The following is an 11,356-nucleotide window of genomic DNA, read 5'->3' on the forward strand; positions in this document are numbered from 1 at the left end:
AAGCCGGGCAGAAGATAATAAACTAAAAGGGGCTGTAAAAAACTCAGTCCCCCAAACGAACACGGGGCCTCGTAAAGAGGCCCCAAATTATATAGCAAAAAAAAGCTGCACAACAATAACTTGCGTGCAGTTATTTTTGTGCAGCCCCTTTTAATGATATATGTTATTTAGGTAATTATATCGGAAAGCACCGTCCTGAGCACCGAGATATCCCCCTCAGCTGCCTTGACTGCCGCTATCATCATTATATCGCTTCCACATTTCGCAAAGTCGATATCACGTCCTGTGTTCCTCACAAGTAGCGTAATAAACAGCCTCAGCGTTCTTCCGTTTCCCTCACGGAAAGGGTGCAGCATATTCATATCATGACAGAGCTCAGCAAGCTCGTCAAAAAATCTCTCCTCTGGCATTCCGCACAGGAAGTCAAGCTTTTCAAGTCGCTCAAACTTTTTCGTTCCCACTTTTTCAAGCTGGGAATGGTCGCAGAATACAGTTCCCTTTTTGGATATGTTTATAGTTCGCAGGCAACCTGCCCAATCGTAAATATCTCCGAACAGCAGACTGTGCAGCCTTTTATAGAAATCTAAATCAACATTTCTGAATTCCGTTTGCTGTTCAGCCTGTATGCCCCTCAGCAGGGTTATCTGCTTTTCAACGGCGTCAAGTTCACTCTGGTCTTTTATACCAAGCTTGTTTATAAGCACCGTTGTACCCGGATAGCAGTTCCACTGACAGCCGTCTATCCTGTAAACAGCCATTTTACTTGCTCCGTACTTCCTTGACTATCTTATCGGTAAACTGCTTGAAGGTCAGTTCGCCACTGAGACATTTTTTTACGTTTTCAATCTCCTTGCCAGAGAAGTGAAAGCCTTCCATTCTTACGGACGCAAGCTGATTTCTGAACGCCTTTTCGGTAGTTACATTTCCCATGAATATCAGCTCCTTACCCGACTATTATAATCCATATTTCACGAATTGTCAAGAAAAATAAACAGGCTTCCTTCAAAAAGGCCTCCGTCTCATCTATACCAGCTTCCTGTATACAGTTCTCCGCATCGTAACAAAACATGCCATACCACCAAGAGCGTTGGATACAGGCTCGGCAATGAATACTCCCTTTACACCCATGCCTAGTCTCGGAAGAAGGAGCGTAAGCGGTATCACTATCACAGCCTTTCGCAGCAGCGAAAAAAATATCGCGTGCTTTGCGTCGCCAAGAGCCTGGAATACAGACTGTCCTGCGAACTGGAAGGACATGAAGACGAAACCGAAAAAGTATATCCTTATAGCCGATACTCCGTATTCAATAAAAGAACTGTCCTTCGAAAATATCCTGAGCCATAATTCCGGAAACGCAAAAACAAGCAGCCATGCCGCTATAGTATATGCAGCTCCCGTAAGGGTATTGAAACGTATCACTGACTTTACCCTGTCGTATTTCCCAGCTCCGTAATTATAGCTCATTACTGGCTGAGCGCCGCTGATTAGCCCGTGAGCAGGAAGCATAAAGATGTCCCTTATTGAGTTGAGGACCGTCATTATACCAACATATACATCACCACCGAAGGTATGAAGAGTTGAATTGCAGGCAGCCTGAACAAAGCAGGTAGTACCCTGCATTACAAAATTAGCAGTTCCGAGCTTTATTATACTTGCAGTCAGAGCTGGAATTATCCTGATGTTACCTACTCTTAGCCTAAGCGACGCTTTCTTTCCGGTCAGAAACAATAGTATCCAAATGGCAGACACCGCCTGACTGATTACCGTTGCAAGAGCAGCACCTCTTACACCGAGACCAAATACGAAAATAAAAAGAGGATCCAGCAGGATATTTAGTGCCGCGCCTATGATAACGGTCATCATTCCCGTTTTCGGATAGCCCTGTGCGTTGATATAACCGTTCATTCCTGTATTGAGCATCGAAAAAACTGTTCCTGCCATATATACTTTAAGATACTGAGAAGCATAAACAAATGATTCGTTGCTTGCACCGAGGAAATAAAGTATCGGCCGACAGAATATGTATCCAACTGACGTCAGTACCACTGAGCTTATGAGCAGAAGGCAGAATGAATTGCCGAGTATCTGCTCAGCACGTTCAGTCTTGCCGGCACCATTGGATATAGAAAAAAGGGGGACTCCACCTGCTCCGAAGAGAGCAGCAAAAGCTATGATAAAAGTAATCACGGGGAACGTTATGCCTATACCTGTGAGAGCAGTACCATCCCCTGAGTTTATATGACCAATGTAGATCCTGTCCACAACATTGTATAAAAGCTGTATGAGCTGAGCCAGCATGAGAGGCAAGGCTTGTGAAAGAATTATTTTCCATACTGGTCCCTGAGAAAAGTCTTTTTTCATTTTATCTCCTCCAATGTCTGATTAATGTCGGTTCATAAATCAAAATAAGCACTGTGACCGGATGCTCAGACATTCTTTATCAGTGAGTTCATTAGAGACAAAACAATTATATCACACTATTTTTTAAATATCAACGGGGCTTTGCAAAAAACAGCCTTTTTCATTTCATAATAAACCAAAAAGAAATAAGGGCTTTATTCACATAAAGTTTACAATTTATGCCGCACATACATATAATCAAAAACGTTAAAGTTAATATATGGATTTTTATTCCGAAGGAGGGTTTATATGAGTATTTTTAAACGTATCTCGGCATTTATGGTTTCGTTACTGCTACTTCTTCCTACAGTAAATCCAGCGTCTTATGCTGCTGACGAGCCGGAGCTTTCTGGCGACATAGTCTCAGTAGTGAACTCGCTGCCTGAATGGATACCTACAGATTTTTCGGAGGCAATGGAATTTGACGCAAAATATGGTTGTACTCACATTGAAGGCAAATATGTATGCTGCGTTTTCAGAATGAACAGTGAAAAGGACAATACCAAGAATTTTTATTCTTACAATCCTGTGACATACGCCGAAGACGACTGCTGCATAATGTCAGAAACATACTTTTCGGGTATTAGTGAAAAGCCTGATCCTTCCGACAGTACAGCATCAGAAGAATACCTCGCCGCACTTGAAAAGCTGCACATATCCGAAAGAGACGCTGAATACGCGGATAAAAAACTTTATTATACTGTAGACGTGTATGCTCTTGAACCGGGTACAGGATTGGATATATACTGGCACAGCGGCCCGCAAAATTATGACCCTGAGTACTCACGTGGAACACATCTGAGCTTTTACAGCGACGATGATGGAAATATAACCGAAAGTGATATTTTTGGCTGGGTTCCCGACAGCATGACAGAGGTCTATGATTATATATCTGCTAACGGAATGATATCAGTAAAGGATAATTACGCAGTATATTGCTCAGTAGGTTATTCTCCAAGTCTAAAGTTCTCACAGAACGGTATACCACAGGTCAGGGATTTCCTGAGCTATAACATCAGTAATCCTCAGCTGGTACCCATGATGGGAGATAAGGTAGCCAATGTCATACTTTATACTGCTTCAAAGCCAGGGACCGTCACAATGAACTTCGATTATTCAGGTGTTTCATGCGCTGACGAATCATCTGGCAGGATAACTCAGTCATTCCGCTTTGATTTCGATCTTAAGCCGTCTATGATAAACGAGGAGGAGTGTACCCCTTTAGTCCCCTGTGACTGTAATTACGACGGTGTTTTCGGTATTTCTGACGTTGTCACTCTTCAGAGTTGGCTGCTTGGAACACGTGATATTCCAAAGCCAGAAAATGCCGATACCAACAAAGACGGAGTGATTGACGTATTCGACCTTGTCAGCATGAAAAAGCTCCTCGTTAAGGGTACGGGAGAATACACAGGTCTTGCTGAGGATCCTCAGCCAATGCTCGCCATATTCTATGACAACTTCGCATGGGGACGGGCACAGGATGTTACGTTCTATGACGAGAACGGTAATATGTATCAAATGATCTATAATGGCATAAGAAGTAACAATGAAAAAAATTCTTATGATTCCCTTGTTGAAATGAGGGAAGGGACGGAATGGTACAACGATCTGCTTGATATGATGAAAAATGAAAATGCAAAAAAGGGACTGATGCCTGACGAAATATTAAGCAAAACAAGAAATCTTTCTAAGGATATCAGCAAGCACTTAAACGATGAATTCGGTAAAAATTACGTGTCAAGAATCGATTACGGAGAATACAGGATATACCTTATTGGCAAGGACACTGACGGAAAGCCTGTATTCCTTAATATCTACTGCACCGGAGACGCCTACGGCTGGATAGACTGTGTGGAGATACAGAATTATCTCAAGGAGCTTAGGTATTCGGATCTTCCCGTTGAAATGGAATTTATTGATATGCTTGTAAAATATCACAGTAAGGAGTACTAAACGCAACAGGTATACAGAAGTAAGCACTTCTGTATACCTGTTTTTTATAACAGCAAAATCCTGAAATGCTTATTATTCCGCTTTCACGATCTATTACGCCGTTCTTATATTTTTCGCTAATTAAAGTTTTTCTTCACTTATCAACTTGTCGTTATCCCATTTCTGTCGTATTGTTCTGCCATCTGCAAGAGTGATGATACCGTTTCCATGACGCATATCGTTCAGCCACTCCCCTTCAAAAATGCTGCCGTTTCCGGAATAATACACGCCGTGTCCATGCTTGAGACTGTTTGAATACTCACCATCGTAACGATCACCGTTTTTATAGTAGAATATCCCGTGACCGTTTTTCAGGTTATCCTTCCACTCCCCGTCGTATTTGTTTCCGTTTTTGGAGCTATATACTCCCCTTCCGTTTCTCAGACCGTTTGCATATTCACCATCGTAAACATCACCATTCGCCCATGTAAAAACGCCTCTGCCATGCTTGACGCCTTCCTTGAAGCCGCCTTCATATCTGTTACCGTTGATATATGACATAACGCCTTTTCCATGCATTTTTCCGGTAAAGCCTACCTCGCCTTCGTATATTCCTGTTTCAGATTTTATGACCCTCTTTGCATCAGGAGAAGGCTTCGGCGTACCGCTTATAAGCTGCTCCTGTATTATTTCTCCGTTCTTATAGCTGCGCTTGTATACGCAGTTGTCACGGTCCTTAAAAACTGCCTCTCCTTCAAGGAGACCGTCTATCCATTCGCCCTCTATCACATTGCCGTTTTCATAAGTATACACGCCTTTTCCGTGATATCTGCTCCTGTTCCATGTACCCTTGAATTTCTGCCTGCCGTTCTCGTAATACTCGATACCTTCGCCGCATCTCCAACCGTCCTGCCATTCGCCGTCGTAAACGAGCTTTCCCGTCTGGCTGAACTGCTGTCCTTTTCCGTGAAATCTGTCATTCCTAAAGTCGCCGGCATACATAAGGGATTTGCACGTTTCATCGTCGCCGCCCTGTAACATGTCATAGTATCCCTTGGCGTATTTTTTTCCGAAACCACACAGCATTCCGTCCTTCCATTCTCCGTCATATTCTATATCAAGGCTGTTTATAAAAACTCCGTGACCGTTTGGTCTTCTTGCTGAATCAACGTGTCCTGAATATGTACCTGTGCCAAGTATGTCACTTATAAAGCTGATATTGTTAGCGATACCGTTGCTGACTTTAAAGAAATCCATCATTCCCATAATTATTTCTCCTTATCATTGCTTTAAGGTCTTGTTGGAGAATCTGTCGAGATAAAATGTGAAAGTAATAAAAAATAAAACACATTTTATATGTTTATTGTACCATATTAATTCAACAAAGTCAATAATCACTTGTCTGTTATCAGCATATTTTACACTAATAATCCAAATAATCATTCTATAAAAAGTTAAATATAAATGTAGGCGAAGTACAGACATGTTGCCGAGAGAGAACAAAAAATTACCGAGCCTGAACTCAGGCTCGGTAACCAGCTTTTTTCGCCAAAGGCAGTCGACTAAACAGCTGTCATTATTATTCCAGCCAATAAACGTAATTGCTCTTTCTAGGAGCAGCCGCAGGCTCTTCACAGTCCGCATAGCCCAGTATGCAATGTCCTATGCCCTCATAGTTTCCTTCTATACCGAGGTTCTTGAGGATTTCCCTGCCCTCCTCGGACTCAAATTCTTCCTTTGCGCGATGTATCCAGCAGCTCGATATGCCGCAGGCGTGGGCTGCATTCATAAGATTTCCCATAACGAGACTTCCGTCATAGAGATATGTGAACATATCCTTGTCTGCCAAAACGATAAGCACAACAGGAGCATTATAGAAGGGATCGGTATTATCCATTCCCATGACTTTTGCATTGAGCACTGAAAGGCGATCACGTATTTCCTTGTTCGTTACTGCAATAATGATAGGTGCCTGACGGTTCATACCAGTCGGAGCGTATGTGCCTGCTTCAATGATCTTTTCAATGATCTCTTTCGGCACCATGTCAGATTTGAATTTTCTTATGCTTCTTCTTGTGAGTAGATTTGTCATTGCGTCCATGATCAGTTCCTCCTTAGAATATTGTTGAAAATATGCTTTGATGTAAGAACGTTTTGTGATATCACAGAAAACATTTACTGTCTTGCTGATATTCACATCCTTTTCTGTTTAATTATTATAACATATAATTACAGAAATAGCAAGATACATGGTGAAATATGTATCATATAGCTATTATAGTCACAAATTATCATATTTTAAACTTGATGAATTCGATGTCAATTTTACATGAAAATAATTTTTCGAAATAAAAAGATATCCCCAGCGGTTACTTTTTTCTGGGGATACCTACATATATAAGTATTTTCAAATCTGTTTATCTTTTCTGCAAAGATAATATACGGTCTCGCCATATATCAGTGGCAAAATGACAGAAGCCATGATTACCACAAAAGCTGCAACAAACCAGCCAAGTAGCAAAGCAATGAACGCTGCTATGCCGCAGACAATCATTATAAATCCTGCAAAACGATGTGTTTTATACCAAACCTCATCGTTTGAAACTATATGCGGAGTACGTATTCCGACTATCCAGTTTTTTCGCAGCTTTGGCATATAATTTCCGAGTACGATCATGCATAGAGACACAAACAGACACGCCGTAAAGCGTACATCTTTGAGCTTCCCGAGAGCATAAAGAAGTATTGTACCCTGGCATAGATAAAGTATCACGGGAAAGAATGTCAGCACAATAGGTGAAAGCTTACTGTTGCGCTGTTTCTGTTCAAGCTTTCGTATATAGATACAGCACAAAAGCATGAAAGCAGAAAAAATCATGGGTATTCCAAACACTGCAAAGGCTTTTGATGAGGTATTGTTAGGAGCCGATGTGATGCCCCAGTTTATGACAACTCTCTTCGGAAGCTTGTTGTATACCACTAAGCCTGGAATCATCGTACAAAGGCACAGTATAACAGATATGACGTCACTTTTTTTCAGTCTCTTCAAACTCCTGCACCTCCTTTTCTGTATTATCAGGCGTAAACTGCGATACCCAAAGCAATATCTCCTCAAACACCGAGGTGTTGAGAGAATAATAGATAAAATTCTTTTCCTTTGTTTCGTATATAAGATCAGCCGTTTTAAGCTGTTTTAAGTGATAGGATACAGTAGCGCCCGTCATATCAAAATGTGACGCGATATCACCAGCTGAAAGCCTTCCCTTTCTCAGCATTGTAAGTATCTCACGCCGGACAGGGTCCGACAGCGCTTTAAATGTTTCTGGGAAACCCATTCCCCCTCTCCTTTCTCTGAGAATTCTGCATAAAACACCTTATAGTTGCCGATTATGCGTCAAAGGCAGTGCAGCTGCAACAAGCATCAGTGATACTGTAGCTGTAATGATCACAGCAGCAGTATAATCCGAAGGGACCAGCTCGCCGTTATATAGTGAAAGACTGTTCGTAAGCTGTATAGGAAGGAACTTTTTCGCCTTACTGTACAATCCGACAAGCGACATAAAAATGTACACGCCTCCCGTACCGAGTATCACCTGCGCAGCCGAGCCTGCAAACGATGAAAAAAACACTATACAGCTTATCATCAGCAAGCCGAAAAACCACCAGCAGAATCCTGCAAAAAACAGCTCCATGACAGATGAATTATCCCAGTAGTAATCGCTGTAAAAATACGTTATTCCAAAGCAAAGCCAAAATCCTGCGCTCCATGTAAGAATCATGACTGTGAGCTTTGAAAAGACCGCTGAATTACGGGAAAGCCCCTTTGTCAGAAGAGGAATAAGCGTACCCTTTGAATACTCCGAGGCATATATTCCGCTGAACATTACAACGAATACTATAAGTACGGTAAAAATATTCTTTGCAAACTGTGTCCATGAATCAAGCGCTGTAACTCTTATATTTCCTACTGTTATTCCCAAATTGTCATAGTCAGCTGACGCTAATTCAAGCAACTTTGGAGTAAGCTTTGCTGTAGCCGGATTAAGTATCCCGACGATAATGAAAACTATCATTATTATCATAAGCCGTTTTGTTCTGACAAGCTCATTAATTTCCTTTTTTAAAAAAGCGTTATAGCCGTTCATTTGCCGATCACCTCCATGAAAAGGTCTTCAAGATCAGCTTCATGCCTTTCAAGACGCATTATGGCAATATTCCTTGCCGACAGAAAAGCCATGAGTTCTGAGCAATCCTTATCGGAGGCTTTAGAGAATATAATCCTTCCCTCAGTAATGATACTATCAGGGAAAGCAGCTGTCACACTTGGAATATCTTCAGATCTTGCAAGAGTAAGCTCAAGAGCAGTATCCCTTTTAAGTGCGTGTACCTCTTCTATACTGCCTGAAAAAGCTGTCTTCCCGCCCTCAAGGAAAGCCACCCTACTGCATACTCTCTCAACGTCTGATAGGATATGTGTAGAAAATACTACCGATGTCTGCTCCTTTGCAGCTTTTATGATATCGAGGATATCCATTCTGCCCACTGGATCAAGAGCAGAAGTAGGCTCGTCACATATCAGAAGCTTAGGACGGTTTATAAGAGCCTGCGCTATTCCGAGGCGCTGCTTCATGCCGCGCGAATACCCTTTTATTCTGTGTTTTTCCTTATCAAGTCCGACTAGCTCAAGAAGCTCTGAGCATCTTGATTTTACTGTTCGGCTGTCCATACCTGTTATCTCGCCGCAGAGCCTGAGATACTCGGTAGCATTCATATACCCATAAAACTCAGGTACATCAGGTAAATAACCGATACAACCACTTTGAAGTGTACTACCGTATCTTACCCTTTCACCACAGACATCTATCTCCCCGCCGTCTATTTTCAGGAGCCCGAGTACAGCTCTCATTGTGGTGGTCTTTCCTGCACCGTTTCTGCCGACAAAGCCAAAAACACAGTTTTCAGGCACAGAAAAGCTCACGCCATCAAGCACCTTTTTGCTGCCAAAGCTCTTTTGAATATTCCTTATTTCAAGAACGTTCATGCATATCACTCCTCTTCCTTTCCAATAAGAAAGTAGAGGATAGGTCCTATAAAATTCATGCCTAATATTACGATAATAAGCCATAGAATACGATTGCCGTGCTTATATGTATTATGCTTCAATATATGAAAAATGGTGTATCCCAACAGTGCAAATTCCGCAATAACAAGGGGAATGAGGAGCGGTAAATATTCTTTGATTTCAGTGTTCATAGTATAACCTCCTTTTACAACTATGTCAATAGTCACATAATCTATTTAGAAAGCCATCTGTTTTGATGATTCTCTAAATAGATTATATCATCATTAGAATGATTTGTCAATATCTATTTAGATATTTTTCTAAACTCCTCTCCGCATACTATTGATACTGTGTCATTGACTTTATTTTCATACAGATGTATAATATAATAAAATATATTTAACATTACACGAGGTATAAGATATGGAACAGATCTACAGCAGAAGAAGTATAAGGAAATACAAGAACGATCCCGTTTCAAAAGAAATGATCACAGATATCCTCAGCGCAGGCAAGGCAGCTCCCTCCGCAAAGAACAGACAACCATGGAAATATATCGTCTTTGCAGATGCCCCCAAAACCAAATTACTCGACAGCATGGAGCTTGGTTTGAACAACACTACAGGAGTACTGCCGGATATACCGCAACTTAAAGCTGGTCTTGCCGACGCATGGAACACTCTTCGTATCATGCGTGAGGCCCCTGTTATTATAATCGTTCTTAATACCAACGGAACATCTCCGTTTATCCCAACAGATGCCAATGGCAGAATAACTGAAATATGTGATACCCTTTCCATAGGAGCTTCGATACAAAATATCCTCCTGAAAGCTGCCGGAGCTGGACTTGGAACCCTCTGGATAGCTAACACCTCCTTTGCATACAAGGAGATAACTGATTTCCTTGATACCGACTGTCAGCTTGTCGGAGCTATTGCCTTGGGATATCCTGATGAATCTCCTTTAGAACGTCCGAGAAAACCGCTTGACGAGATAGTGGAATTCCGGTATTGATAACAACTATATGGACGTTCCTGCTTTTATTAAAGTAGGTTACGTCAAAAACAGCCTGTACTGATGTGTGAGCACAGGCTGTTTTTTATTTCGTAATATATCTAGAAAAGAAGCTTCCACGTTTGATTGTTTATAATATGCTTTCACGTTCAGAGCTGTTCAAACTCCTCCAAAAGATCATATATACCATCCTCAGAAAGCACTCCCCTTTTGAGCGTTCCAGGAAGAAGTCCTGCCTCATCAGCAGCAAAGTCGCGCTTCCACGCAGCACTTCCGTAATAGTCAGAAAGCTGCCTGACTAGCTCCGAAGAACCGTTTCCAGCCAGATGCATTATTTCCTCATAGTGTGTAATTCGTTTTACCTGCTGCTGTATCGCTTCGGGAGTAGTTGGCAGTAGTTTCTCAAAACGAAACATCTCAAACCGCTCATCATCTTTAGTACACTGGCGCTCACTGAAAAATTCAACTATATGGAAGCCACAGCAGTTTACATAAAAATGGATATTCCGCTTCTCGAAATATGGCGTGACGGTTTCCCAGACAGTAATTTCAGGATAATTTTTTTCTATCTCATTCCATGCTCTATATCCTATGCCCTTGTTGTGAAAAGAAGGAGATACAAAAAGAAGTTCAAGTTCTCCATGGTCGTATTCAGTTTTTATCACAGCACCGCCGACAGCTATTCCTTCCTGCATTATACGGTAAGCTGTACCCTCATCTATTGCGAGTTCAATCGTATCTCGGGAAATTATATTACCTTCCTCTTCAAAATGATCGTCACGCTGACCAAATTCTTCAAGGGCGCCGTAATTGAAGGCGTCCTGATTATCCTTGATAAACTGCTCCCGTTCGTTCTGCTCCAGCGGCTTCAATTCTATTACCCTCCTATTATTTTCCTTATTAGCTAATTGCCTCATTTTCTATCATCTCTTCCAGCACCCTGAC

At 41.7% G+C, this 11,356-nt stretch carries 13 protein-coding genes; 2 read left to right on the forward strand and 11 right to left on the reverse strand.

The genetic code is table 11. The features are described 5' to 3' along the window. Positions 1–167: 167 nt before the first annotated feature. The 3 genes from J6U00_RS03945 to J6U00_RS03955 form a co-directional block, all read right to left on the reverse strand. Complete coding sequence (locus tag J6U00_RS03945; protein ID WP_296579166.1) at positions 168–758, reverse strand: Fic family protein; 591 nt, start codon at positions 756–758, stop codon at positions 168–170. Position 759: 1 nt separating this feature from the next. After that, entirely contained in the window at positions 760–930 is a 171-nt protein-coding gene (locus J6U00_RS03950; protein WP_296579170.1) for an antitoxin VbhA family protein, read from the reverse strand. Positions 931–1,023: 93 nt separating this feature from the next. Continuing rightward, a complete protein-coding gene (locus tag J6U00_RS03955) occupies positions 1,024–2,361 on the reverse strand; it encodes an MATE family efflux transporter (RefSeq protein WP_296579172.1) in 1,338 nt (445 codons plus the stop codon). Between the two features lie 288 nt (positions 2,362–2,649). Here J6U00_RS03955 and J6U00_RS03960 point away from each other — a divergent pair, with 288 nt between their 5' ends. Then, positions 2,650–4,356, forward strand: coding sequence for a dockerin type I repeat-containing protein (locus J6U00_RS03960; RefSeq protein ID WP_296579175.1), 1,707 nt, complete (start codon positions 2,650–2,652; stop codon positions 4,354–4,356). 120 nt (positions 4,357–4,476) lie between these two features. Here the strand turns inward: J6U00_RS03960 and J6U00_RS03965 are convergent, their stop codons facing one another. From J6U00_RS03965 to J6U00_RS03995, 7 genes are all read right to left on the reverse strand, one after another. Next, complete coding sequence (locus J6U00_RS03965) at positions 4,477–5,601, reverse strand: hypothetical protein (RefSeq protein ID WP_296579178.1); 1,125 nt, start codon at positions 5,599–5,601, stop codon at positions 4,477–4,479. A gap of 313 nt (positions 5,602–5,914) precedes the next feature. Further along, positions 5,915–6,436: a nitroreductase gene (locus J6U00_RS03970; protein ID WP_296579180.1), complete on the reverse strand. Its 522-nt coding sequence runs from the start codon at positions 6,434–6,436 to the stop codon at positions 5,915–5,917. A gap of 306 nt (positions 6,437–6,742) precedes the next feature. After that, positions 6,743–7,384 (reverse strand): SdpI family protein, encoded by a 642-nt coding sequence (locus tag J6U00_RS03975; RefSeq protein WP_296579182.1) that lies wholly within the window; start codon positions 7,382–7,384, stop codon positions 6,743–6,745. Further along, complete coding sequence (locus J6U00_RS03980) at positions 7,362–7,670, reverse strand: autorepressor SdpR family transcription factor (protein ID WP_296579184.1); 309 nt, start codon at positions 7,668–7,670, stop codon at positions 7,362–7,364. Before J6U00_RS03980 ends, J6U00_RS03975 begins: the two co-directional genes overlap by 23 nt. A 39-nt stretch (positions 7,671–7,709) precedes the next feature. Next, positions 7,710–8,480: an ABC transporter permease subunit gene (locus J6U00_RS03985; protein ID WP_296579186.1), complete on the reverse strand. Its 771-nt coding sequence runs from the start codon at positions 8,478–8,480 to the stop codon at positions 7,710–7,712. Next, positions 8,477–9,376 carry an ABC transporter ATP-binding protein gene (locus J6U00_RS03990; RefSeq protein ID WP_296579187.1) on the reverse strand — a complete coding sequence of 300 codons (900 nt, stop codon included), beginning with the start codon at positions 9,374–9,376 and terminating at the stop codon, positions 8,477–8,479. The genes J6U00_RS03985 and J6U00_RS03990 overlap by 4 nt, the downstream gene beginning before the upstream one ends. 5 nt (positions 9,377–9,381) lie before the next feature. Continuing rightward, entirely contained in the window at positions 9,382–9,588 is a 207-nt protein-coding gene (locus tag J6U00_RS03995) for a PLD nuclease N-terminal domain-containing protein (RefSeq protein ID WP_296579190.1), read from the reverse strand. 232 nt (positions 9,589–9,820) lie between these two features. On the opposite strand from J6U00_RS03995, the gene J6U00_RS04000 reads away from it, so the two are divergent. After that, a complete protein-coding gene (locus tag J6U00_RS04000; protein ID WP_296579192.1) occupies positions 9,821–10,411 on the forward strand; it encodes a nitroreductase family protein in 591 nt (196 codons plus the stop codon). A 149-nt stretch (positions 10,412–10,560) separates the two neighbouring features. Here J6U00_RS04000 and J6U00_RS04005 read toward each other — a convergent pair whose 3' ends face one another. Continuing rightward, complete coding sequence (locus J6U00_RS04005) at positions 10,561–11,283, reverse strand: GNAT family N-acetyltransferase (protein ID WP_296579194.1); 723 nt, start codon at positions 11,281–11,283, stop codon at positions 10,561–10,563. Between the last annotated feature and the right edge of the window lie 73 nt (positions 11,284–11,356).

Source organism: Ruminococcus sp. (assembly GCF_017650195.1).
In the GTDB taxonomy this organism is placed as follows: domain Bacteria; phylum Bacillota; class Clostridia; order Oscillospirales; family Ruminococcaceae; genus Ruminococcus.